The 22,815-nt window shown below is 71.9% G+C and carries 26 protein-coding genes; 20 read left to right on the top strand and 6 right to left on the bottom strand.

Translation table 11 applies throughout. The annotated features are described in order from the left end of the window. The first annotated feature begins 16 nt into the window (after nucleotides 1-16). A complete protein-coding gene (locus ACEZDG_RS35545) occupies nucleotides 17-1,252 on the top strand; it encodes a glycosyltransferase family 39 protein (protein ID WP_380518372.1) in 1,236 nt (411 codons plus the stop codon). Nucleotides 1,253-1,317: 65 nt separating this feature from the next. Here ACEZDG_RS35545 and ACEZDG_RS35540 read toward each other — a convergent pair whose 3' ends face one another. Next, nucleotides 1,318-2,031 carry an IclR family transcriptional regulator gene (locus ACEZDG_RS35540; RefSeq protein WP_380518370.1) on the bottom strand — a complete coding sequence of 238 codons (714 nt, stop codon included), beginning with the start codon at nucleotides 2,029-2,031 and terminating at the stop codon, nucleotides 1,318-1,320. A 159-nt stretch (nucleotides 2,032-2,190) separates the two neighbouring features. Here ACEZDG_RS35540 and leuC point away from each other — a divergent pair, with 159 nt between their 5' ends. The 4 genes from leuC to ACEZDG_RS35520 all read left to right on the top strand — a co-directional run bounded on the left by leuC (nucleotide 2,191) and on the right by ACEZDG_RS35520 (nucleotide 5,546). Continuing rightward, nucleotides 2,191-3,615, top strand: a complete 1,425-nt coding sequence (gene leuC, locus ACEZDG_RS35535; protein WP_380518368.1) for a 3-isopropylmalate dehydratase large subunit — start codon at nucleotides 2,191-2,193, stop codon at nucleotides 3,613-3,615. A 4-nt stretch (nucleotides 3,616-3,619) separates the two neighbouring features. Next, nucleotides 3,620-4,216, top strand: a complete 597-nt coding sequence (gene leuD / locus ACEZDG_RS35530; RefSeq protein WP_380518365.1) for a 3-isopropylmalate dehydratase small subunit — start codon at nucleotides 3,620-3,622, stop codon at nucleotides 4,214-4,216. A 182-nt stretch (nucleotides 4,217-4,398) separates the two neighbouring features. Beyond that, a complete protein-coding gene (locus ACEZDG_RS35525; protein ID WP_380518362.1) occupies nucleotides 4,399-4,677 on the top strand; it encodes an SCO5555 family protein in 279 nt (92 codons plus the stop codon). Between the two features lie 131 nt (nucleotides 4,678-4,808). Further along, nucleotides 4,809-5,546: an HU family DNA-binding protein gene (locus tag ACEZDG_RS35520; protein WP_380518361.1), complete on the top strand. Its 738-nt coding sequence runs from the start codon at nucleotides 4,809-4,811 to the stop codon at nucleotides 5,544-5,546. 133 nt (nucleotides 5,547-5,679) lie between these two features. Here the strand turns inward: ACEZDG_RS35520 and ACEZDG_RS35515 are convergent, their stop codons facing one another. Both ACEZDG_RS35515 and cofC read right to left on the bottom strand, forming a co-directional pair. Next, on the bottom strand, nucleotides 5,680-5,883 hold the full coding sequence (locus ACEZDG_RS35515; protein WP_380518359.1) for a hypothetical protein: 204 nt from the start codon (nucleotides 5,881-5,883) through the stop codon (nucleotides 5,680-5,682). Nucleotides 5,884-5,892: 9 nt separating this feature from the next. Continuing rightward, entirely contained in the window at nucleotides 5,893-6,537 is a 645-nt protein-coding gene (gene cofC, locus ACEZDG_RS35510) for a 2-phospho-L-lactate guanylyltransferase (protein ID WP_380518357.1), read from the bottom strand. A 119-nt stretch (nucleotides 6,538-6,656) separates the two neighbouring features. Between cofC and ACEZDG_RS35505 the strand changes: the two genes are divergently transcribed. From ACEZDG_RS35505 to ACEZDG_RS35495, 3 genes are all read left to right on the top strand, one after another. Next, nucleotides 6,657-7,436: a lysophospholipid acyltransferase family protein gene (locus ACEZDG_RS35505; protein WP_380518355.1), complete on the top strand. Its 780-nt coding sequence runs from the start codon at nucleotides 6,657-6,659 to the stop codon at nucleotides 7,434-7,436. After that, complete coding sequence (locus ACEZDG_RS35500) at nucleotides 7,433-8,437, top strand: NAD(P)H-dependent glycerol-3-phosphate dehydrogenase (RefSeq protein WP_380518353.1); 1,005 nt, start codon at nucleotides 7,433-7,435, stop codon at nucleotides 8,435-8,437. Before ACEZDG_RS35505 ends, ACEZDG_RS35500 begins: the two co-directional genes overlap by 4 nt. A gap of 86 nt (nucleotides 8,438-8,523) precedes the next feature. Beyond that, entirely contained in the window at nucleotides 8,524-9,687 is a 1,164-nt protein-coding gene (locus ACEZDG_RS35495) for a D-alanine--D-alanine ligase family protein (RefSeq protein ID WP_380518351.1), read from the top strand. A gap of 4 nt (nucleotides 9,688-9,691) precedes the next feature. Here the strand turns inward: ACEZDG_RS35495 and ACEZDG_RS35490 are convergent, their stop codons facing one another. Next, entirely contained in the window at nucleotides 9,692-10,210 is a 519-nt protein-coding gene (locus ACEZDG_RS35490) for a DUF3515 family protein (protein ID WP_380518349.1), read from the bottom strand. A 19-nt stretch (nucleotides 10,211-10,229) separates the two neighbouring features. Then, nucleotides 10,230-10,463 carry an Lrp/AsnC family transcriptional regulator gene (locus ACEZDG_RS35485; protein ID WP_380518347.1) on the bottom strand — a complete coding sequence of 78 codons (234 nt, stop codon included), beginning with the start codon at nucleotides 10,461-10,463 and terminating at the stop codon, nucleotides 10,230-10,232. Nucleotides 10,464-10,661: 198 nt separating this feature from the next. On the opposite strand from ACEZDG_RS35485, the gene ACEZDG_RS35480 reads away from it, so the two are divergent. The 3 genes from ACEZDG_RS35480 (at nucleotide 10,662) to thiD (ending at nucleotide 13,559) form a co-directional block, all read left to right on the top strand. Next, nucleotides 10,662-11,627 carry a thiamine-phosphate kinase gene (locus ACEZDG_RS35480; RefSeq protein ID WP_380518345.1) on the top strand — a complete coding sequence of 322 codons (966 nt, stop codon included), beginning with the start codon at nucleotides 10,662-10,664 and terminating at the stop codon, nucleotides 11,625-11,627. Between the two features lie 78 nt (nucleotides 11,628-11,705). After that, nucleotides 11,706-12,731 (top strand): ATP-dependent 6-phosphofructokinase, encoded by a 1,026-nt coding sequence (locus ACEZDG_RS35475; RefSeq protein WP_380518342.1) that lies wholly within the window; start codon nucleotides 11,706-11,708, stop codon nucleotides 12,729-12,731. 24 nt (nucleotides 12,732-12,755) lie between these two features. Continuing rightward, nucleotides 12,756-13,559 carry a bifunctional hydroxymethylpyrimidine kinase/phosphomethylpyrimidine kinase gene (gene thiD, locus ACEZDG_RS35470; protein WP_380518340.1) on the top strand — a complete coding sequence of 268 codons (804 nt, stop codon included), beginning with the start codon at nucleotides 12,756-12,758 and terminating at the stop codon, nucleotides 13,557-13,559. A gap of 144 nt (nucleotides 13,560-13,703) precedes the next feature. On the opposite strand, the gene rpmB is transcribed toward thiD, so the two are convergent. Beyond that, entirely contained in the window at nucleotides 13,704-13,889 is a 186-nt protein-coding gene (gene rpmB, locus ACEZDG_RS35465; protein ID WP_084717743.1) for a 50S ribosomal protein L28, read from the bottom strand. A 269-nt stretch (nucleotides 13,890-14,158) separates the two neighbouring features. Here rpmB and ACEZDG_RS35460 point away from each other — a divergent pair, with 269 nt between their 5' ends. The 9 genes from ACEZDG_RS35460 to rnc all read left to right on the top strand — a co-directional run bounded on the left by ACEZDG_RS35460 (nucleotide 14,159) and on the right by rnc (nucleotide 22,809). Continuing rightward, on the top strand, nucleotides 14,159-15,826 hold the full coding sequence (locus tag ACEZDG_RS35460) for a DAK2 domain-containing protein (RefSeq protein ID WP_380518337.1): 1,668 nt from the start codon (nucleotides 14,159-14,161) through the stop codon (nucleotides 15,824-15,826). A 54-nt stretch (nucleotides 15,827-15,880) separates the two neighbouring features. Then, a complete protein-coding gene (gene recG, locus ACEZDG_RS35455) occupies nucleotides 15,881-18,061 on the top strand; it encodes an ATP-dependent DNA helicase RecG (RefSeq protein ID WP_380518336.1) in 2,181 nt (726 codons plus the stop codon). A 118-nt stretch (nucleotides 18,062-18,179) separates the two neighbouring features. Then, entirely contained in the window at nucleotides 18,180-18,695 is a 516-nt protein-coding gene (locus tag ACEZDG_RS35450) for a hypothetical protein (protein ID WP_380518335.1), read from the top strand. 50 nt (nucleotides 18,696-18,745) lie between these two features. Beyond that, complete coding sequence (rsmD, locus tag ACEZDG_RS35445; RefSeq protein WP_380518426.1) at nucleotides 18,746-19,360, top strand: 16S rRNA (guanine(966)-N(2))-methyltransferase RsmD; 615 nt, start codon at nucleotides 18,746-18,748, stop codon at nucleotides 19,358-19,360. A gap of 27 nt (nucleotides 19,361-19,387) precedes the next feature. Continuing rightward, nucleotides 19,388-19,870: a pantetheine-phosphate adenylyltransferase gene (gene coaD, locus ACEZDG_RS35440; RefSeq protein ID WP_380518423.1), complete on the top strand. Its 483-nt coding sequence runs from the start codon at nucleotides 19,388-19,390 to the stop codon at nucleotides 19,868-19,870. Between the two features lie 56 nt (nucleotides 19,871-19,926). Beyond that, complete coding sequence (locus ACEZDG_RS35435) at nucleotides 19,927-21,033, top strand: DivIVA domain-containing protein (protein WP_380518333.1); 1,107 nt, start codon at nucleotides 19,927-19,929, stop codon at nucleotides 21,031-21,033. A gap of 255 nt (nucleotides 21,034-21,288) precedes the next feature. Further along, complete coding sequence (locus ACEZDG_RS35430; RefSeq protein WP_380518331.1) at nucleotides 21,289-21,846, top strand: YceD family protein; 558 nt, start codon at nucleotides 21,289-21,291, stop codon at nucleotides 21,844-21,846. Between the two features lie 2 nt (nucleotides 21,847-21,848). Then, on the top strand, nucleotides 21,849-22,022 hold the full coding sequence (rpmF, locus tag ACEZDG_RS35425; RefSeq protein WP_380518329.1) for a 50S ribosomal protein L32: 174 nt from the start codon (nucleotides 21,849-21,851) through the stop codon (nucleotides 22,020-22,022). A gap of 19 nt (nucleotides 22,023-22,041) precedes the next feature. Next, the gene (rnc, locus tag ACEZDG_RS35420) at nucleotides 22,042-22,809 is read left to right on the top strand and encodes a ribonuclease III (RefSeq protein WP_380518420.1); all 768 of its coding nucleotides are present in this window, start codon (nucleotides 22,042-22,044) and stop codon (nucleotides 22,807-22,809) included. The last annotated feature ends 6 nt before the right edge of the window (nucleotides 22,810-22,815 follow it).

The following is a 22,815-nucleotide window of genomic DNA, read 5'->3' as shown; positions in this document are numbered from 1 at the left end:
CCTATCTTCTTGTCGTGTGATAGACGCAGCCCTGTCCGCGACCCGAACCACCGGAACGGGTCGGGGGGAAGCAGCCCCGGCCCCCACCCACCGGTCCGAAGCCCTGCGGAGCGCCCTGCGGGACGCCGTTCCCGCGCTGGTCGGTTATGCCGCCGTGCGGATGGTCGGCCTGGCGCTGGCCCTCTGGTACGCCGCCGGGCACGACAAGCAGACCCTGGTCCGGCTGGGTACCTTCTGGGACGCGGGCTGGTACGTCCGCATCGTGCAGACCGGCTACAGCGTCGGCGACGGCTTCATCGGGATGCACAACATCCCCTACTCGCCGCGCGCGTTCTTCCCGCTCTTCCCCTGGCTCGCGGACATGGTCCGCTGGGTGCTCCCGGTCAGTCCGGGGACGGCGCTGGTGCTGGTCTCCACGCTGGCCTCGCTCGCCGCGGCCTGGGGGATCTTCGCGGTGGGCCGGGTCTGCTACAGCCGCAGAGCCGGGACCATCGCCGCGGTGCTGTGGGGGGTGCTGCCGCTGGCGGTGCTGGAGAACACCGCCTACTCCGAGGCCCTGTTCACCGCCCTCTCGGCCTGGACCCTGTACGCGGTGCTGACCCGCCGCTGGCTGACCGCGGGCCTGCTGTGCCTGCTCGCCGGCCTGAGCAGGCCCAGCGCCATGGCGCTGACCGCGGCGGTGGGCCTGGCCGCGCTGGTGGAACTGGTCGCCTGCCTGCGCGGACGCGGCTCCGGGCACTGGGCCCGGCCGCTGCTGGCCGGTCTGCTATCGCCGCTGGGGTGGGCCGGCTACATGCTCTGGACCGGCTGGGTGCTCGGCTCCTGGGGGGCCTACTTCCACATCCAGCAGGCCTGGGCCACGACCTTCGACGGCGGCGGGACCAGCCTGCACTGGTTCGAGGACCTGCTGTTCGGCGGCCGTGCGGTCTCCGGGATCCCGCTGTCGGACGCGGTGATGGCGCTCACCCTGGCCGGCTACCTGGTGCTGTTCGTGATCACCCTGGTGCACCGGCAGCCGCTACCGCTGCTGGTGTTCAGCACCGTGCTGCTGGTGATCGACCTGGGCAACGCCTCGCCCGCCCCGCCGTTCGCCCGCTTCCTGCTGCCGGCCTTCCCGCTGCTGTACCCGCTCGCGGTCTCGCTGGGCCGGCTCCGCTCGCTGCGCACGCTCGCGGTGGTGCTGGGCTCGGCGACGCTGCTCTCCGGGCTCTACGGGGTCTTTGTGCTGTTCCTCGGCGGGGCGCCGGGCTGAAGGCCCGTACGACCGCGGGGCCCGTCCTGTTGGTCAGGACGGGCCCCGCGGTCGTCGGTGGTCGCTCAGGCCCGGCGCAGCGCCTCGGTCAGCCGCCCGGCGGCCTCGATGATGGACTGGGCGTGCAGCCGCCCCGGGTGCCGGGAGAGGCGCTCGATCGGTCCGGAGACCGAGACCGCGGCCACCACCCGGTTGGACGGGCCGCGGACCGGCGCCGAGACCGAGGCCACACCGGGCTCGCGCTCGCCGATCGACTGGGCCCAGCCGCGCCGCCGGACCCCGGACAGGGCGGTCGCGGTGAACCGGGCCCCCTGCAGGCCGCGGTGCAGCCGCTCCGGCTCCTCCCAGGCGAGCAGCACCTGCGCGGCCGAACCGGCCTTCATCGGCAGGGTGCTGCCGACCGGTACGGTGTCGCGCAGGCCGGAGAGCCGTTCGGCGGCGGCCACGCAGATCCGCAGATCGCCCTGACGGCGGTACAGCTGGGCACTTTCGCCGGTGACGTCGCGCAGGTGCGTCAGCACCGGTCCCGCGGTCGCCAGCAGTCGGTCCTCGCCCGCCGCCGCGGAGAGTTCGGAGAGTCGGGGGCCGAGAATGAAACGGCCCTGCATGTCACGGGTCACAAGTCGGTGGTGTTCCAACGCGACGGCCAGCCGGTGCGCGGTGGGCCGCGCGAGACCGGTGGCTGCCACCAGCCCGGCCAGGGTCGCGGGGCCTGACTCCAGCGCGCTCAGCACCAGAGCAGCCTTGTCGAGAACGCCGACGCCACTAGAGTTGTCCATGCGCTGATATTGCAGTCTCAGATCGCGAGACGCAAGTTCATTCTTCTGGGATCTGCGCCACTCTTGGCTCAAGCAGCCCGGGAGCATCGCCGCAGGGCACCGTCGCGGGCGGCCAAAACGACACGTAGACCGACATAGTTGCCGGTCGGAGGGATTGTGATGGGACGCACACTCGCGGAGAAGGTCTGGGACGACCATGTCGTCAGGCGCGCCGAGGGCGAGCCGGACCTCCTCTTCATCGATCTGCACCTGCTGCACGAGGTGACCAGCCCGCAGGCCTTCGACGGGCTGCGGCTGGCCGGCCGCAAGGTCCGCAGGACCGATCTGACCATCGCCACCGAGGACCACAACACCCCCACCCTGGACATCGACAAGCCGATCGCGGACCCGGTCTCCCGGATCCAGTTGGAGACGCTGCGCGCCAACTGCGCCGAGTTCGGGGTGCGACTGCACTCGCTGGGCGACGTGGAGCAGGGCGTGGTGCACGTGGTCGGCCCGCAGCTGGGCCTGACCCAGCCGGGCACCACGGTGGTCTGCGGCGACTCGCACACCTCCACCCACGGCGCCTTCGGCGCGCTGGCGTTCGGCATCGGCACCAGCCAGGTCGAGCATGTGCTGGCCACCCAGACCCTGCCGCTGGCACCGTTCAAGACCATGGCGATCACGGTCGAGGGCGAGCTGCGGGAAGGCGTGACCGCCAAGGACCTGATCCTGGCGATCATCACCCAGATCGGTACCGGCGGCGGCCAGGGCTACGTCCTGGAGTACCGCGGTTCGGCGATCCGCAGCCTCTCCATGGAGGCCCGGATGACCATCTGCAACATGTCGATCGAGGCCGGCGCCCGGGCGGGCATGATCGCCCCGGACCAGACCACCTTCGACTACCTGGAGGGCCGCGACCACGCCCCCAAGGGCGCGGACTGGGACGACGCCGTCGCCTACTGGAAGACCCTGGCCACCGACCAGGACGCGGTCTACGACGCCGAGGTCTTCATCGACGCCGACGCGCTGACCCCCTTCGTGACCTGGGGCACCAACCCCGGCCAGGGCGCCCCGCTGGGCGCCAACGTGCCCGACCCGGCTTCGTTCGAGGACCCGCAGGAGCGGGTCGCCGCCGAGAACGCGCTGCGCTACATGGGCCTGACCGCCGGCACCCCGCTGCGCGAGGTCTCCGTGGACGCCGTGTTCGTCGGCTCCTGCACCAACGGCCGGATCGAGGACCTCCGCGCCGCCGCCGCGATCGTCGAGGGCCGCAAGGTCGCCGACGGGGTGCGGATGCTGGTCGTCCCCGGCTCGGTCCGGGTCGCCCTGCAGGCGATCGAGGAGGGCCTGGACAAGGTCTTCACCGCCGCCGGAGCCGAATGGCGGCACGCGGGCTGCTCGATGTGCCTGGGCATGAACCCGGACCAGCTGGCGCCGCAGGAGCGCTGCGCCTCCACCTCCAACCGCAACTTCGAGGGGCGGCAGGGCAAGGGCGGGCGCACCCACCTGGTCTCCCCGCAGGTGGCCGCCGCCACCGCCGTGCTGGGCCACCTGGCCTCGCCGTCCGACCTGTCGACCGCCCGTGCGACCGTGGAGGTCTGAGCACATGGACAAGTTCACCACCCACACCGGCCGGGTCGTCCCGCTGCGCCGCAGCAACGTCGACACCGACCAGATCATCCCGGCGCACTGGCTGAAGAAGGTCACCCGCACCGGTTTTGAGGACGGCCTCTTCGAAGCCTGGCGGAAGGACGAGAACTTCGTCCTCAACCAGCCGCAGTACGCCGGGGCCAGCATCCTGGTCGCCGGGCCCGAGTTCGGGACCGGATCGTCCCGCGAGCACGCCGTCTGGGCGTTGGAGAACTACGGCTTCCGGGCCGTCATCTCCTCCCGCTTCGCCGATATCTTCCGGGGCAATTCGCTGAAGAACGGCCTGCTCACGGTCATTCTGCCGGCCGAGACGGTGGAGCGGATCTGGGCCCTGGTCGAGGCCGACCCCACCGCCGAGGTCACGGTTGACCTGGAGGCCCGCGAGGTCCGGGCCGAGGGCATCAGCGAGCCCTTCGAGTTGGACGAGAACGTCCGCTGGCGGCTCCTCAACGGGCTGGACGACATCAGCATCACGCTCGCCCAGGAGGCGGAGATCGTCACCTACGAGGCGAACCGTCCGGCCTTCAAGCCGAGCACCCTCCCGGTCGCCTGAGCGAACCTCAGCAGCACCCCCGGAACACGGTTGAGAGAACGTCACCAACCGTTCCGCCCACGGCCTCCCGCCCCGGTCAGACGACCTGGACGGGGGGCCGTTGCCATGTCTGATGTGACTCTGTGTAAGGTTGAACCAAGTCTGCGGAGGGCGTAATCCACCGCAGATGGCACAATCAGTACATGAGCCCGACCGTCCCTCCCTCCCAGGAGCCCCCCGTCGGGGGCCCCGGGGAGCCCTCGGAGGTCGAGCTTTACGCGCTTGTGGCCGCACGGCTGAAGGAGGCGCACGCCCGAGTGCGTGCGCTGGACGTGTCGGACGGCACCCGGGCATCGCTCGTCCGTTCGTTGCTCCTGGTAACCGAGGCGGCGAAACGCGATCTCCCGGAAGCAGCACGGAGGTTGGGCCGGTTTGTGGACGAGCTCGACAGTGGGGTCCCCCCGCTGCCGAAGGCGCCCTGAAAGCCGAACCCATTGCGACACAAGGGTGATTCGGACGTTTGGTATTTGAATTGCCGCATATACATGCCTAACGTGCGAAAAGCCCGGATGAAACAGAATCGTCCGGGCACTGGGTTTCCGAAGGGGAAGACGTGAACAAGGCGCAGCTTGTTGAAGCGGTGGCCGAGCAGCTGGGTGGCCGTAGGGCCGCCGCAGAAGCAGTGGACGCTGTGCTCGACACCATCGTCCGTGCCGTGACTGCCGGGGACCGGGTATCGGTCACTGGTTTCGGCACTTTTGAGAAGGTCGACCGCTCAGCGCGGTTCGCCCGCAACCCGCAGACGGGTGAGCGGGTCAAGGTCAAGAAGACGGCGGTTCCGCGGTTCCGCCCCGGCCAGGGCTTCAAGGACCTGGTCAGCGGCTCCAAGAAGCTGCCGAAGACCGGTCCGTCGGTGAAGAAGGCCCCCAAGGGCTCGCTCACCCCCGGCAAGAGCGGGATGACCGCGCCGGCCGGCTCCCCGGCCGCCAAGAAGGCCGCGGCGAAGAAGACCACGGTCAAGAAGGCCACGGCCACGGTCAAGAAGGCAGCTGCGGTCAAGAAGACCACCGCCGCCGCTGCCGCGAAGAAGACCACCACCACGCCGGTGAAGGCAGCGGCCAAGACGACCGCGGCGAAGACCACGGCCGCCAAGCGGACCCCGGCGAAGAAGGCCACCACGGCCAAGAAGACCTCCGCGGCGGTCAAGTCCCCCGCGAAGAAGACGGTCACCGCCTCGGCGAGCCGTCCGGTCGCGAAGAAGGCCCCGGCCAAGAAGGCCGCCACCACGGCCGTGAAGTCCACGGCCACGGCGAAGAAGGCCGCCACCAAGCGGGCCGTCAAGAAGGCCTGAGGCACCGCAGGACACGCAGGACACGCAGGACACGCAAGGCGCTGGCGTACGGGCCGGACGGCGGGAGCGATCCCGCGGTCCGGCCCGTCCGTCGTCGGGCCGTCAGCAGGCCCTCAGCGGGCTGTCTGCGGGCTCAGAAGGTCTGCAGGGTGAGGAACACCACGCGGCGGTCCGCGCCCTCGCCCTCGGTCTCGATCCGCAGCCGCTGCCCGGGCCGCAGCAGCAGCAGCCCGCCGGCGTCGAAAGCGGCGCTGCCGAACGGCAGCGGGGTGCCGTCGTCGAGCAGCACCGAACCGCTGCGGGTGTCGGGGGAGTACGTGAACGCGGTCGCCTGCATGCGCTCAGATTAGCCAGGTGAGAGCCGGACCAGGCCGGCCAGGGCCGAGGTGCGCGGTCCGGTGCCGAGCCGCAGCGCGGCGCGGAGGTCGTCCGGGGTGTCCACGTCGCGCCGCACCGAAGGGACGTCGGCCAGGGTCAGCTCATGGGCGCCGGAGGCCGCGTGGCGCAGCCGCGAGCCGCCCTCGAAGCGCGGGGCCAGCGCCAGCCCGGGCCCGGCGCCGAGCAGGGTGGTGCCGACCAGTTGGGTGTCCGCCAGGAACGCCCGCGGATACCCCGCCGCGGCGCGCAGCACCCGGCCCAGCTCCTCGGCCCGCAGCGCGGGCAGATCGGCCGACATCGCGGCCACCCGGCCCTCGCCGTAGCGGGCGCCGGCCAGCCCGGCGCCGTGCGCCAGCGCCGCGTTGAGCCCGGCCCCGGGCGGGTCGGGGACCAGGTCGGCGCCCAGCGCCACGAGTTCGGCCCCGGCCGCGGCGTCGTCGGTGACGACCAGCACCCGGGCCACCTCGGGACAGTCCAGCGCAGCCGCCACGGTGTCCAGCGCGAAGGCCAGGGCCAGCTCCGGCCGCAGCGCTCCGGCGGCCTCGGCCAGCCGGCTCTTGGCCCGCGCCAGCGGCTTCAGCGGTACGACCAGGGTCCAGCTGGGAAGGCTCACAACACGTCATTCTGCCCTCTCCGCGGACCTCCGGGCGGGGGTGCCTCGACAGCCCGTCCGGGGCAGGGGGACACTTGTACGGTTCGGATCAGGTGAGTTTTGTGCAAGGAGGAGTGCGCGTGCCAGGCAGGAGTACGAAGGCGGCCCGTCGCAGATACGGCTTCTGGTACCGCCTCGCAGCGGCCATCGGCAAACCGCCGCTGTTCCTGCTGACCAAGCGAGACTGGCGGGGAATGGAGAACTTCCCGGAGACGGGCGGCTTCCTGACCGTGGTGAACCACAACTCCTATCTGGACCCGCTGGTCTACGGCCACTTCCAGTACGACTCGGGCCGTCCGGCCCGGTTCCTGGGCAAGTCCGGGGTGTTCAAGGTCCCGGTCATCGGCCGGATCCTGCACGGCGCGGGCCAGATCCCGGTCTACCGCGGCTCGGCCGACGCCGCGCACGCCTTCCGGGCGGCGGTGGCGGCGGTGGAGCAGGGCGAGTGCGTGGCGTTCTACCCGGAGGGCACCCTCACCCGCGACCCCGGGCTGTGGCCGATGACGGCGAAGACCGGCGCCGCCCGGGTCGCGCTGATGACCGGCGCACCGGTGATCCCGGTGGCCCAGTGGGGCGCGCACGAGATCATCCCGCGCTACGCCCACGGCGGGAAGGGCGACCGCAGGTTCCAGCCGTTCCCCCGGCACACCGTGCAGGTGCTGGCGGGCCCGCCGGTGGACCTCAGCGCCTTCGCCGACCTGCCGATCACCGGACCGGTGCTGCGCGACGCCACCGAGGTGATCATGGACGCGATCACCGCCCTGCTGGAGGAGTTGCGCGGCGAGAAGGCACCCCCCGTACGCTACGACGTGCAGCGCGCCGCGAAGGAGCAGCGCCAGGAGAGGGAGGCCGGTCGGTGACGACCCGTTGTGCCGTGTTCGGAACCGGGGCCTGGGGCACCGCCTTCGCCATGATCCTGGCCGACGCGGGCTGCGAGGTCTCGCTGTGGGGCCGCCGCCCCGAACTGGTCGACGCCATCAACGCCGGCCGCCGCAACCCGGACTACTTCCCGCACCTGGAACTCCCGCCGGGCATCACCGCGACCAGCGATCCGGCCGAGGCCGCCGACGGCGCCGAGTTCGCCTTCCTGACCGTGCCCTCGCAGACGCTGCGGGCCAATCTGGCGGTCTGGTCCGGGGTGATCGCCCCGGAGACGGTGCTGGTCAGCCTGATGAAGGGGGTCGAACTCGGCACCGCCAAGCTGATGAGCGAGGTGATCGCCGAGGTCGCCGACGCGGCCCCGGAGCGGATCGCCGTGGTCTCCGGGCCCAACCTGGCCGGCGAGATCGTCCGCCGCCAGCCCGCCGCCAGCGTGGTCGCCTGCAAGGACGAGACGGTCGCCAAGCGGATCCAGGCGGCCTGCCACACCGGCTACTTCCGCCCGTACACGGTGGCCGACGTGGTCGGCTGCGAACTGGGCGGCGCGGTGAAGAACGTGATCGGGCTCGCGGTCGGCATCGCCGACGGGATGGGCCTCGGCGACAACACCAAGGCCTCGCTGATCACCCGCGGCCTGGCCGAGACCACCAGGCTGGGCCTGGCCATGGGCGCCGACCCGTACACCTTCGCCGGGCTGGCCGGGATGGGCGACCTGGTCGCCACCTGCTCCTCGCCGCTGTCCCGGAACCACACCTTCGGCACCAACCTGGGCCGGGGCATGACGCTGCAGCAGACCATCGCGGCGACCAAGCAGACCGCGGAGGGAGTCACCTCCTGCGAGTCGGTGCTCGACCTGGCCCGGCGGCACGGGGTCGACATGCCGATCACCGAGACCGTGGTGGAGATCGTGCACGGCGGGAAGCCGCCGCTGGTCGCGGTCAAGGAGCTGATGTCGCGTTCGGCGAAACCCGAACGCCGCTGAAGAGGGCCCGGCCCGCTGGGTGCCACGCCGTGTTCGACCGGGGCGCAGCGCAACCGCCAGGTCCGAACGGTAGTCTCCATGGGGATATGAGCACTGAGCCCTCCTCCCCAGTCCCGGCTGCCGCTCCCGCCGCAGTCAGCAAGCCGCGTGTGGCGATCGTCTTCGGCGGTCGCAGTTCCGAGCACGCCATCTCCGTGTCCACCGCCGGAAGCGTGCTGCGGGCCATCGACCGCACGGCCTACGAGGTGCTGCCGATCGGCATCACCACCGACGGCCGCTGGGCGCTGACCGCCGACGAGCCGTCCCGGATGGCGATCACCGACGGCCGGCTCCCCAGCGTCGACGACATCGCCGAGTCCGCCGACGGCCAGGTCAACCTGCCGGTGAACCCGGTGGCCCGGGGCGAGGTCGTCTACACCGAGCCGGGCGCGGTGCCCAAGGCCCTCGGCGAGGTGGACGTGGTGCTGCCGCTGCTGCACGGCCCCTGGGGCGAGGACGGGACGGTCCAGGGCCTGCTGGAGCTCTCCGGGGTGCCGTACGTCGGCTCCGGCGTGCTGTCCAGCGCGGTCGGCATGGACAAGGAGTACACCAAGCGGGTGCTGAGCTCGTTCGGCCTGCCGGTCGGCCCGTACACCGTGGTCCGGCCCCGGGAGTGGGCCGACGAGGCGCGGCGCCCGGAGGTCCGGGCCAGGATCGCCGAACTCGGCTTCCCGGTCTTCGTGAAGCCGTCCCGGGCCGGCTCCAGCATGGGCATCACCAAGGTCTCCGACCCCGCGCTGCTGGACGCCGCGATCGAGGAGGCCCGGCGGCACGACCCCAAGCTGATCGTCGAGGCCGGCCTGGTCGGCCGCGAACTGGAGTGCGGAGTCCTCGAGTTCGAGGACGGCCCGAGGGCCAGCCTGCCGGCCGAGGTGCTGGTCGGCGAGGGCTACGACTTCTACGACTTCGAGGCCAAGTACATCGACTCCAGCGATGTGCAGATCCCGGCCGCGCTGACCGCCGACGAGACCGAGCGGCTGCGGACCCTCGCGGTCGAGGTGTTCGAGGCGCTGGCCTGCGAGGGCCTGGCCCGGGTCGACGTGTTCCTGCTGGCCGACGGCTCGTTCGTGGTCAACGAGATCAACACCATGCCGGGCTTCACTCCGATCTCGGCCTACCCGCGGATGTGGGAGGCCACCGGCGTCCCGTACCCGGAGCTGATCGACCGGCTGATCCGCGCCGCGCTGCGCCGCAGCACGGGGCTGCGCTAGCGCGTCAGACGCAGGCGAAGGGGCGGTCCCGCACAACCGGGTCGGCCTTCAGGACCGCCCCGGCCAGCAGGCCCACCGGCGACTGGCCGCCCGCGTACGCGGCGGGCAGGGTCAGTTCGACCGTCGCCTGCTGCCGGACCGTGGTGAAGCGGAAGCCGCCCCCGGCGGTCTGCTCCGACACCCAGCACACCCCGCCGCTCTCCTCGATGTCCGCGTTCAGGTCGTAGGCGGGGGAGTGCGGGTCGAGGACGGCCGCCGTGCCGACCCCGCAGCGCAGGGTGATCGCCGGGTTGCCCCAGGCCGCCGTGTTCGCCGACTCCGGCGTGGTGTCGCGGAGCTTCCGCCCCTGCAGCGTGGCGGGCAGCGCCGCCTTCAGCGCGGCGCACTGCTCGGCGGTGCTGCCGGTCGTGACCGGGGCGGCCACCCTGACGCTGCCGCCGCCGGAGCAGCCCGCCAGGGCCAGCGCCGCCAGCAGGGCGGTGGCGGGCAGCAGCGCACGGCGTATCGGCGGATTCTGGGTCACCGCACGATCGTAGAGGCCGCTACAGATGGACCACCGGGCAGGTCAGGGTTCTGGTGATGCCCTCGACCTGCTGGATCTGGGCGAGCACCAGTCGGCCCAGGTCGTCCACGGTCCTGGCCTCGGCGCGGACGATCACGTCGTAGGGCCCGGTGACGTCCTCGGCGTGCAGCACCCCGGGGATCTCGGCGATGACCTGGGCGACCGAGGTCGCCTTTCCGACTTCGGTCTGGATCAGAATGTATGCCTGTACCACAGTGGGACCTTCCGGCGGCTCGGTGCGGAGATCGTGCGAGGGCTGTGGTTCCCCGCTTCGGCACCCCACAATCCCCCTCATGGCGCCGGATTCGCGGCGTGGACAGAGCGAGGGGACGCAGTACCGCGCAGGCGGAGGGCGTACGCTGCGCGCGGGACCTGAGAATGTTGCTGATGTCGGAAGGCCGGAAGGACACACATGCAGGGCACCGTCGGTGAGCTCGGCGAGTTCGGACTGATCCGCGAGCTGACCTCCAGGCTGCCGCGGACCGCTGCCGTGGAGCTCGGCCCCGGCGACGACGCTGCCGTGGTCTCGGCCCCCGACGGCCGGGTGGTCGCCAGCACCGACGTCCTGCTGGAGGGACGGCACTTCCGCCGCGACTGGTCCACCGCCTACGACGTGGGCCGCAAGTCCGCCGCGCAGAACCTCGCCGACATCGCCGCCATGGGCGCGACCCCGACCGCGCTGCTGCTCGGCCTGGTCGCCCCGGCCGAGCTCCCGGCCACCTGGGTGCTGGAGCTGATGGACGGCATCAGGGACGAGTGCCAGGTGGCCGGGGCGGCCGTGGTCGGCGGGGACGTGGTCCGCGGCGACACCATCACCGTGGCCATCACCGCGCTGGGCGACCTGCAGGGGCGGGCACCGGTGACCCGCTCCGGCGCGCGTCCCGGGGACGTAGTCGCGGTGACCGGCTGGCTCGGCTGGTCGGCGGCCGGGTTCACCGTGCTGTCCCGGGGCTTCCGCTCGCCGCGGGCCTTCGTCGAGGCGCACCGCCGCCCGGAGCCGCCGTACCACGCGGGTCCGGCCGCCGCGCAGCTCGGCGCCACCTCGATGATCGACGTCAGCGACGGCCTGGTGGCCGACCTGGGGCACGTCGCCGAGGCCAGCGCGGTCCACATCGACCTGCGGGCCGCCGACTTCGACGTCCCGGCGCAGATGGCCGACATCGGCCAGGCGGTCGGTGTCGACCCGCTGACCTGGGTGCTCTCCGGCGGCGAGGACCACGCCCTGGTCGCCACCTTCCCCCCGGACACGCACCTGCCCTCGCGCTGGCGCATCGTCGGCGAGGTCACCCGGCCGGCCGGGCTGTCCCGGACCGGCACGGTCACCGTCGACGGCGCCCCGTGGGACCGGGCCGGCGGCTGGGACCACTTCGGAGCTTGATCCACTGCTTCGGCCGACCGCGTGTCAGTGGTTGGGACGAACCAACATATAGCGGTGGTTTCTGCTTAGGCTTGGAGCATGCGAATCGGCGTGCTGACCAGTGGCGGAGACTGTCCCGGACTCAACGCGGTGATCCGCTCGGTCGTGCACCGGGCGGTCGCCGACCACGGTGACACGGTGGTCGGCATCGAGGACGGCTTCCTCGGCCTGATCGAGGGCCGCAGCCGCCCGCTCGCGCTGGACGACGTGCACGGCATCCTGACCCGGGGCGGCACCGTCCTCGGTTCGGCCCGGGTGGCCAGGGAGCGGATGCGGGACGGGGTCTCCCGCGCCGCCGAGCTGGCCGCGAACCTCGGCATCGACGCGCTGATCGCCATCGGCGGCGAGGGCACGCTGACCGCCGCCCAGCTCTTCAGCGACGCCGGGCTGCCGGTGGTCGCCGTCCCCAAGACCATCGACAACGACATCGACGCCACCGACGTGACCTTCGGCCACGACACCGCCGTCCACGTCGCCACCGAGGCCATCGACCGGCTGAAAACCACCGCCGAGTCACACCAACGGGTGATGGTGGTCGAACTCATGGGCCGTCACACCGGCTGGATCACCCTGCACGCGGGCATGGCCGGCGGCGCCCACGGCATCCTCATCCCCGAACGGCCCTTCGACGTCGAGGAGGTCTGCCGGATGGTCGAGGAGCGCTTCGCCCGCGGCAAGAAGTTCGCCATCGTCGCGGTCGCCGAAGGCGCTCATCCGCTGCCCGGCACCATGCGCTTCGCCCACGGCGAGACCGACGCCTTCGGCCACCAGACCTTCGGCGGCATCGGCACCCGGCTGGCCGGGGAGGTCGCCCAGTGGCTCGGCAAGGAGTCCAAGCCGGTGATCCTGGGCCATGTGCAGCGCGGAGGGACGCCCACGGCGCTGGACCGGGTGCTCGCCACCCGGTTCGGCTGGCACGCCGTGGAGGCCGTCCACAAGGGCGCTTACGGCCATATGACGGCGCTGCGCGGCACCGAGATCCGGCTGGTGCCCATCGTGGACGCGGTGACCCGGCTGAAGACCGTCCCCGAGGACCGCTGGATCGAGGCCGAAGCGGTGCTCTGAACGGCGATCTGTAGATTGACTGGCATGTCGACCCCCACCACCGCCCCGCCCCGGGTGCTCACCGTCGCCGGCTCCGACTCCGGCGGCGGCGCGGGCATCCAGGCCGACCTCAAGACCATGCTCGCCCTCGGCGTCCACGGGATGAGCGTGATCGCCGCCGTCACCGCGCAGAACTCGGTCGGCGTCCAGGGCTACTGGGAGCTCCCCGCCGAGGCGGTGCGGGCCCAGTTCCGCAGCGTGGTCGACGACATCGGCGTCCAGGCGGTGAAGACCGGGATGCTGGCCTCGGCCGAGTTGGTCGAGACCGTCGCCGAACTGCTCGGCGGCGTCGACGCCCCGGTGGTGGTCGACCCGGTGGGGGTCTCCAAGCACGGCGACGCCCTGCTCGCCGTCTCCGCGGTCTCGGTGCTGCGGGACCGGCTGCTGCCGGCGGCCACCGTCGCCACACCCAATCTGCACGAGGTCGAGCAGCTCACCGGCCTGGTGGTGACCCGCGAGGCCGAGATGTCCGACGCCGCCAAGGCGCTCCAGGACCTCGGTCCGGCCTGGGCCCTGATCAAGGGCGGCCACCTGGACGGCGAGGCCGCCGACCTGCTGCGCGGCCCGGACGGCTCCGAGCGGTGGTTCCGCGCCCCGCGCTACGACAACCAGCACACCCACGGCACCGGCTGCACCCTGGCCAGCGCCATCGCCTCGGAGCTGGCGCTCGGCCTGACCGTCCCCGAGGCGGTCGCCGCGGCCAAGGAGTACATCACCGGCGCCATCGCCGGCGGCTTCGCGCTCGGCGCGGGCATCGGCCCGGTCGACCACGGCTGGCGCTGGCGCTAGCGCCGACCGGCAGCGTCCGGGCACAGCAAGAGCCCGGTCCACCGTGAGGTGGACCGGGCTCCTGGAAGCCTGAGCTAGGTGGCCGCGTCAGCGCGACACCGGATCACCCTCGCATCGGCGAGGCAGGCATCGCGCAATTACCGACTAACGCGAAACCTTGCCGGCCTTGATGCACGAGGTGCAGACGTTGAGCCGCTTCGGCGTACGTCCGACCACAGCGCGCACCGTCTGGATGTTGGGGTTCCAACGACGACGGGTACGGCGGTGTGAGTGGGAAATACTGTTGCCGAAGCCCGGCCCCTTGCCGCAGACGTCGCAGTTGGCAGCCACGGGAGTCACTCCAAAGACTTCAGATGCACTTACGTTGACAACCCCGGTGGCGCGGAGGCCGTGGTAGCGACAGAGCTGTTGGGCGACTGCGCTGCTACCGAGGGGTGGCCCGGAGGGATCCGGGCAACCGGAGCAGCATACATCGGCTTACTCCGTACAACGAAACTACCACGGAGACCCGGATAGCTCCGCATCCTGCTGGGGCGGAGGGTACGGATAACCTGCCCAGGAAGCCTCGCCGCAACGCGCGTACCCAAGGAGACACCCAGGTGCTGGACACCCTCGACGCTCCCGCCGTCCGCACCTGGTGCCGCCTCTCCCTCGCCGCCCTCGGCGAAGCCCGCGAGGAGATCGACGCGCTGAACGTCTATCCGGTCCCGGACGGCGACACCGGCACCAACCTCTACCTCACCGTCGAGTCCGCCGCCGAGGAGGTGGACGGCCTGTTCGGCGCCGACCGGGCCGCCCCCTCGCTGCCGCAGGCGCTGCGGGCGATGGCCCACGGCGCGCTGCTGGGCGCCCGCGGCAACTCCGGGGTGATCCTGGCCCAGCTGCTGCGCGGAGTCGCCGCCGCCCTGAGCGTCGGCCCGGCTGACGGCCCCGCCCTCGGCCGGGCCCTGCGCCGCGCCGCCGACGCCGGGTACGAGGCCGTGGCCAAACCGGTGGAGGGCACGGTGCTGACGGTCGCCGCCGCCGCGGCCGAGGCCGCCGAGGCCGTCACCCGGCTCGACCCCGGCGTCGCCCTCTCCGCCGTCGCCGAGACCGCCTACGAGGCGGCCCGGGTCGCGCTGGCCCGTACCCCGCTGCTGCTGGAGGTGCTCGGCCGGGCCGGCGTCGTGGACGCCGGCGGACGCGGCCTGGTCACCGTCCTCGGCGCGCTCGCGGACGCGGTCAGCGGGCACACCCCGATGGGCCCGCTGGCCCGGGCCGGCAAGGACCCGCTGCCGGCCTGGGCCGCCGAACCCGCCCTGTCCCACGCTTCCCACGCCGATGCGCACCTCGCCGAGGCGGGCGGCCCCGGCTACGAGGTGATCTACCTGCTGGACGCGGCCGACGACGCGCTGCCCGCGCTCCGCGCGGCGTTGGCCGCCCTGGGCGACTCCCTGGTCGTGGTCGGCGGCGAGGGCCTGTGGAACGTCCATGTGCACGTGGACGACCCCGGCGCGGCCGTGGAGGCCGGGATCGAGGCAGGCCGGCCGCACCGGATCAGGATCACCCACTTCGCCAGCGCCGCCGCCTCCGCCGCGGTGAACCCGGACGCCGACGCCGCCCCCGGATCGCGCGGGGTGGTCAGCGTGGTGCACGGTGAGGGCCTCGCCGGACTGTGCGCCGCCGCCGGGGCCACCGTGCTGCACGCCGACCCGGACCATCCGCCGTCCAGCACCGAACTCGCCTCGGCGATCCGCCGGTCGCACGCCAGCGAGGTGGTGCTGCTGCTCAATGACGCCGAACTGCGGGCGGCGGCGGGCGCCGCGGCCGAGCAGCTGCGCAAGGAGGGGGTGCGGGTCGCCGTCATCCCCACCCGCTCCCCGGTGCAGGGCCTGGCCGCGCTCGCGGTGCACGAGCCCGCCCGGCGCTTCGACGAGGACGTGGTGGCGATGACCTCCGCCGCCGGGGCCACCCGCTACGCCGAACTCGCGGTCGCCGAGGGGGAGTCCTGGACCATGGCCGGGGTCTGCCAGGCCGGCGACGTGCTCGGCCTGATCGACGGCGATGTCGCGGTGATCGGCAGCGGGACCGGCGAGACCGCCGCCGTGGTGCTGGACCGGATGCTCGCGGCCGGCGGCGAGATGGTCACCCTGATCCTCGGCGAGGGCGTCCCGGACGAGGTCGCCGAGCAGCTCACCGCCCATGTGCGCAGGGCGCATCCGGTGGTCGACACCGTGGTCTACCGCGGCGGGCAGCCGCTGCTGCCGCTGCTCATCGGAGTGGAGTGACCGGGAATGTCGGTCCTGTGGTGTAGAGCTGGTTGCCGGAAGGGAGGGTACTGAATGTCCACGCTCGACGAACCCCTGAAGAAGCTGGTCGGGGGGACCACCGCCAAGGTCCTCGCCGACAGCCTCGGCCTGCACACCCACGGCGACCTGCTGCACCACTACCCGCGCCGCTACGTCGAGCGCGGCGAGCTGACCAGCCTGGACGAGCTGGAGCTGGACGAGCACGTCACGGTCATGGCCAGGATCGAGAAGACCGAGGTCATCCCGTTCAAGGGCCGCAAGGGCAACCGGCTGCAGGTGGTGGTCACCGACGGCCGGGGCCGGCTCACCCTGGCCTTCTTCAACCAGGCCCACCGCGCCCACGAGCTGCGCCCGGGCCGGCAGGGCATGTTCGCGGGCAAGGTCGGCGTCTTCAACCGGGTCCGCCAACTCGCGAACCCCGACTACCAGTTGATGGACGATGAGGACGCCGGCCCGGCCGAGGACTTCGCCGGGCGGCTGATCCCGGTCTACCCGGCCTCGGCCGCGATGCCCTCCTGGAAGCTCTCCAAGGCCGTCGACGTGCTGCTCGGCAGCCTGGACTGGGAGCTGGTGCAGGACCCGCTGCCGGAACCGCTGCGCGAGGGCCGCGGACTGCTGCCGCTGCGGGACGCGCTGCAGGGGATCCACCGCCCGCGCAGCCAGGCCGACCGGATCGCCGCCCAGTCCCGGCTGAAGTGGGACGAGGCCTTTGTGCTCCAGGTCGCGCTGGCCCAGCGCCGGGCCGCCGACTCGGCCCAGCCCGCCGTCCCCAGGATCCCCCGCGACGGCGGGGTGCTGGACGCCTTCGACGCCCGGCTGCCGTTCACCCTGACCGAGGGCCAGCAGAAGGTCACCGCGGAGATCTTCTCCGACCTGGCCCAGGACCACCCGATGCACCGCCTGCTCCAGGGCGAGGTCGGCTCCGGGAAGACCATGGTGGGCCTGCGGGCCATGCTCGCGGTGGTGGACACCGGGGGGCAGGCGGCGATGCTGGCGCCGACCGAGGTGCTGGCGCAGCAGCACCACCGGTCGATCGTGGAGATGATGGGGGATCTGGCCGAGGGCGGGATGCTGGGCGGGTCGGAGCAGGGCACCAAAGTGGCGCTGCTGACCGGCTCGATGGGCGTTCCGGCCCGGCGGCAGACGCTGCTCGACCTGGCCGTCGGCGACGCCGGGATCGTCATCGGCACCCATGCGCTGATCGAGGACAAGGTCCAGTTCCTCGACCTCGGCCTGGTGGTGGTGGACGAGCAGCACCGCTTCGGCGTCGAGCAGCGCGACGCGCTCCGGGCCAAGGCCGAACGCCCGCCGCACCTGCTGGTGATGACGGCCACTCCGATCCCGCGCACCGTGGCGATGACCGTCTTCGGCGACCTGGAGACCTCGGTGCTGGACCAGCTCCCGGCCGGGCGCTCGCCGATCGCCTCCCATGTGGTCCCGGCGCTGGAGCGCCCCAACTTCCTGGCCCGGGCCTGGGAGCGGATCCGCGAGGAGGTCGGCAAGGGACACCAGGCGTATGTGGTCTGCCCCCGGATCGGTGACGCCGAGGACGAGAAGAAGGCCAAGGCCAAGGGCCGGCCGCCGGAGGGCGAGGACCGCCGTCCGCCGCTGGCGGTGCTGGACGTCGCCGCCGAGCTGTCGGCAGGCCCGCTGCAGGGCCTGCGGGTCGAGGTGCTGCACGGGCGGATGCAGCCGGACGCCAAGGACGACGTGATGCGCCGCTTCACGGCCGGCCGGCTGGACGTGCTGGTGGCGACCACGGTGATCGAGGTCGGCGTCAACGTCCCCAACGCCACCGTGATGGTGATCATGGACGCCGACCGCTTCGGCGTCTCCCAGCTGCACCAGCTCCGCGGCCGGGTCGGCCGCGGCTCGGCTCCCGGGCTGTGCCTGCTGGTCAGCGAGATGCCGGGGGCCAGCGCCGCCCGGCAGCGGCTGGACGCGGTGGCCGGGACCCTGGACGGCTTCGAGCTCTCCCGGATCGACCTGGAGCAGCGCCGCGAGGGCGATGTGCTGGGCCAGGCCCAGTCCGGGGTCAGGTCCTCGCTGCGGGTGCTCTCGGTGCTGGAGGACGAGGAGGTGATCGCCGCCGCCCGGGAGGAGGCGGTCCGCCTGGTCGCCCTCGACCCGGGTCTCGAGGGGCAGCCGGGGCTGCTGGGCGCCCTGCGCAGCCTGCTCGACGCGGACCGCGCCGAGTACCTGGAAAAGGGCTGAGGAAAGGCCCGGACGGGCGTTCCCCGGCCCCGGAAATGTCAGTGCCGCGCGCGACAATCGAAGGTGTTCAGGACGCCGCCCGACCAGGGCGTTCCCACCGGACACTGGGGGCACTCGCATGGCATTCCGTCACCTCAACGAACTCCCGCTCGGCGACAAGGTCTTCCGGATCGAACTCACCAGTGACGACGACCGCGAGGTCGTGATCACCCTCACCGGCTGGCGCGAGGGCCATCCGGACCGCCCGCTCGCCTCCGGCCAGTTCCGGCTGCCGGTGGAGGACGTCGCCTCGCTGCGCATCGCGCTGAACCGGGCCCTGCGGGCCCTGGCGATCGTCGCCGACGTCTCCGAGCCCATTCCCGACCGCGACGTGCTGCGCGAGCTCTACCCCGGGCACGGCGCCCCCTGGGTGCCGGTGCACGAGGAGGAGCTGGTCCGGCGCTTCCACGAGAACGAGACCGTCGCCCGGATAGCGGCCCGCTTCGGCCGCACCCCTGACTCGGTCCGCACCAAGCTGCGCGAACTCGGCCACGACCCGCGCCGCCCGGAGTACTGCCCGCCGGACGGCTGCCTGTCCTGGTCCCGCTACGCCTCCCCGACGCTGCTCGGGGCGGCTCCGGTGACCGAGGGGTAGCCGGACGCCGGGCGGTCGCCCTGCTCCGCTGCGGATAGCGTGGAGGGTGACTGCCCACACCACCAGCGAGGACCGTACCCATGACCCGCGTGATCGCCGGATCTGCCCGTGGCCGCCGGATGGCCGTACCCCCCGGCGAGGGGACCCGCCCCACCTCCGACCGGGCCCGCGAGGGCCTGTTCTCCACCTGGTCCTCGCTGCGCGGCTCGCTGGCCGGGGCGCGGGTGATCGACCTCTACGCCGGCTCCGGCGCGGTCGGCCTGGAGTCGCTGTCGCGCGGCGCCGCGCAGGCGCTGCTGGTCGAGGGCGACCCGGCCGCGGTGAAGACGATCCTGGCCAACGTCCGCCACCTGGCGCTGCCGGGTGCCGAAGTGCGTTCGGGCCAGGTGGAGAAGGTGGTCGCCGGCGCGGCTCCGGGGCAGCCCTACGACATGCTCTTCGCCGATCCGCCGTACCAGTTGGGCGACCCGGAACTGCGCGAGATCCTGATCACACTACGGGCTGGGGGCTGGCTCGCGGACGGCGCTTTCGCCACGGTGGAGCGCAGCACCAGGGGCGGGGAGTTCGCCTGGCCCGAGGGCTTCACGGCGCTGCGGGAGCGCCGTTACGGCGAGGCCACGCTCTGGTACGGTCGCGCCGCCGCCAATGACGTCGGGAGTGAATGAGGCATGTCCGTGGAGCAGAAGACCGTCATCCGTCGTGCTGTCTGTCCGGGTTCCTTCGACCCGATCACCAATGGGCACCTGGACATCATCGAGCGGGCTTCGCGGCTCTACGACGTGGTGCACATCGCGGTTCTGATCAACAAGTCCAAGCAGGGCCTGTTCTCGGTCGAGGAGCGGATCCAGATGATCGAGGAGGTCTCCGCCCCGTACGGCAACGTGCTGGTGGAGTCGCACCACGGCCTACTGGTGGACTACTGCCGGGACCGGGACATCCCGGCGATCGTCAAGGGCCTGCGCGCGGTCAGCGACTTCGACTACGAGCTGCAGATGGCGCAGATGAACATCGGCCTGTCCGGGGTGGAGACCCTGTTCGTGCCGACCAGTCCGACCTACAGCTTCCTGTCCTCCTCCCTGGTGAAGGAAGTGGCCGCGTACGGCGGCGATGTGTCCCATCTGGTCCCGGAACTGGTGCACCGCCGACTGGTGGCAAGGATCGCCGAACGCCGGTAGCAGTAGAGTGCAGCTTCCAGTCCATTGCTCCCCCGGCCCCGAGAATGTGAGCTCAGGTGGACGTGCAGCAGAAGCTCGACGAGATCACCTCGACGGTCGAGAACGCCCGGTCGATGCCGATGTCGGCATCCATCGTGGTCAACAAGGCCGAACTGATCGCCATGCTGGCGGAGGTCAGGGAGGCCCTGCCGACCGAGCTCGCCCAGGCGCAGCAGACGGTCCAGCAGGGTGACCAGGTGGTCGAGGAGGCCCGCCGCGAGGCGGACCGGATCGTCCAGGAGGCGCAGAACGAGCGGGCCAGGCTGATCTCGGGCACCGAGATCGCCATGCACTCGCAGGCCGAGGCGGACCGGATCCTGGCCGAGGCCAGGTCCGAGTCCGAGGAGGAGCGCCGCGAGGCCGACGACTACGTCGACAGCAAGCTGGCCAACTTCGAGGTGGTGCTCACCAAGACCCTGGGCGCCATCGGCCGCGGCCGGCAGAAGCTGCGCACCGGCGGGGCCCCGGTCGAGGGCGAGGACGGCGAGGAGTTCGCCCAGGACGCCTTCCGCTCGCCCAGCCCCGAGGTGGACGAGTACGTCGATGTGAAGCTCGCCGCCCTGGAGACCGCGCTCAGCAAGACCCTGGACGCGGTCGGCCGGGGCCGGGACAAGCTGCTCGGCAAGGCCCCGATCGACGACCTCGGCGCCTACCTGGCCGCCGCGGACCAGGCCTCGGGCATCGACCAGGGCGCCCAGCGCGAGGCCGCCGTGGCCGCCGAGCTGGCCCGGGCCGGACTGCTCCCGCAGGACCAGCAGCAGCCGCAGCAGCAGTCGCAGCAGTTCGCGCCGGAGGAGCCGCAGTACTGGCAGCCGGTGGAGGTGGACGCCAACGGCTACCCGGCGGCGCCCTACCAGGACCTGCAGCAGCAACAGCAGTACGACGCCTACGGCCAGCCCATCCCGCCGCAGCCGCAGTACGACCCGTACGGCTACCAGCCGCAGCAGGCGCAGCCCGAGCCGCAGTACGACCCGTACTACCAGCAGCAGCCGCAGCAGCAGTACGACGCCTACGGCCAGCCGGTTCCGGTGCCGCTGCCGCACCAGAGCCTGGACGAGACCAGCTTCTTCGACACCGGGTTCATCGACGTCAGCAAGCTCCGCGAGCTCGGCGGGAACCACTGATCCGGGGGTGATCCGGGGGCCGGGACCGCGCGAGTTGGGTTGCGGTCCCGACGTCCGGTAGTCTGACCTCTCCGGCCTGTTCAGTGCCGGGGGTTGTCGGCTGCCCCGAACGTCTCGCACGTTCGTCGCCGACGAGCAGATCGTTTCGCAGTCGTCGCCACGACGCGCCGTAGAGAGCAGGAAACCCTGAACCGCCTCGACCACCGTGACCCGCTTGTGTTTGACACACATGAGCTGGGACGTCGGCCTGGTTCGATGCGCAAGGTTCCCCGCTCCCTCCCGGCGCCGGAGGGCCTCGGCATCGAGGTGATCGGCGTCCCCGAAGGAAGCACTGTCGAGCTGGACCTCCGTCTGGAGGCCGTGGTGGAGGGCGTGCTCGTCACGGGCACGGTCGAAGCAGACCTCGAGGGTGAGTGCGTGCGGTGCCTGGAGCCGGTCGAGCAGCAGCTCGAAGCGGACTTCCAGGAGCTGTACTACTACCCCGAGGCCGATATGGACCGCTTCGGTCCCTCGACCAAGAACGACGACGACGAGGACGAAGAAGCTTCCCGACTCGAGGGCGACCTGTTCGACCTCGAGCCGGTGCTGCGTGACGCGGTGGTGCTCGCACTGCCGCTGCAGCCGGTGTGCCAGGAAGACTGCCTGGGCCTGTGCTCCGAATGCGGGGCGCGGCTCACGGACGACCCGGACCACCACCATGAGGCCGTCGACCCCCGGTGGGCGGCTCTAGAGGGACTCTCGGCACTCGGATCTGAGGCCGGAAGCGAAGACAGCGGTACCCGTGAGGGTGCTGCCGAGAACCAGGAGAAGTAGCCGTGGCTGTTCCGAAGCGGAAGATGTCGCGCAGCAACACGCGCCACCGCCGTTCGCAGTGGAAGGCTGCGGTCCCCGCCCTGGTGGCTTGCGACCGCTGCCACGAGCCCAAGCTGGGCCACATCGCGTGCCCGAGCTGCGGCACGTACAACCGCCGTCAGGTCATCGCGGTCTGATCGGCTGGTGACCAACACGATGTCAGCGTCTGCGCTGCAACACGCCGACACCGGGTACGCCGTCCTGGAGGGGCGGCTCGGGTACACACTCGAGCCGGCCCTTCTGGTACGTGCGCTCACCCACCGCTCGTACGCGTACGAGAACGGTGGCCTGCCCACCAACGAGCGCCTGGAGTTCCTGGGCGACTCGGTGCTGGGTCTGGTGGTGACGGACACGCTGTACCGGATCCACCCCGACCTCCCGGAGGGCCAGCTCGCGAAGCTGCGCGCCGCGGTGGTCAATTCGCGTGCCCTCGCCCAGGTGGCGCGCGGCCTCGAACTCGGCTCGTTCATCAGCCTCGGGCGCGGTGAGGAGGGCACGGGCGGACGTGACAAGTCCTCCATCCTCGCCGACACCCTTGAGGCGATCATCGGCGCCGTCTACCTCGACCAGGGCCTGGCCGCGGCCGACGAGCTGGTGCACCGGCTGTTCGACCCGCTGATCGAGGAGTCCTCCAGCCTCGGCGCCGGTCTCGACTGGAAGACCAGCCTGCAGGAGCTCACCGCCTCGGTCGGCATCGGCGTTCCCGAGTACGTCGTCTCCGAGTCGGGCCCCGACCACGAGAAGACCTTCATCGCCGCCGCGCGCGTCGCCGGTGAGGACTACGGGACCGGCGACGGCCGCTCCAAGAAGGAAGCGGAGCAGAAGGCCGCGCAGAACGCCTGGCACTCCATCCGCGAGAAGCACGGTCTGACCGACCCTCCGGCGGCGCCGGAGCAGACGGCGACCACACCCGCGGAGGGCTGACCCCCC

Origin of the sequence: Streptacidiphilus alkalitolerans, assembly GCF_042511045.1 — a bacterium.
Classification (GTDB): Bacteria; Actinomycetota; Actinomycetes; order Streptomycetales; family Streptomycetaceae; genus Streptacidiphilus; species Streptacidiphilus alkalitolerans.
This window is presented reverse-complemented; position numbering and strand designations above follow the sequence as displayed.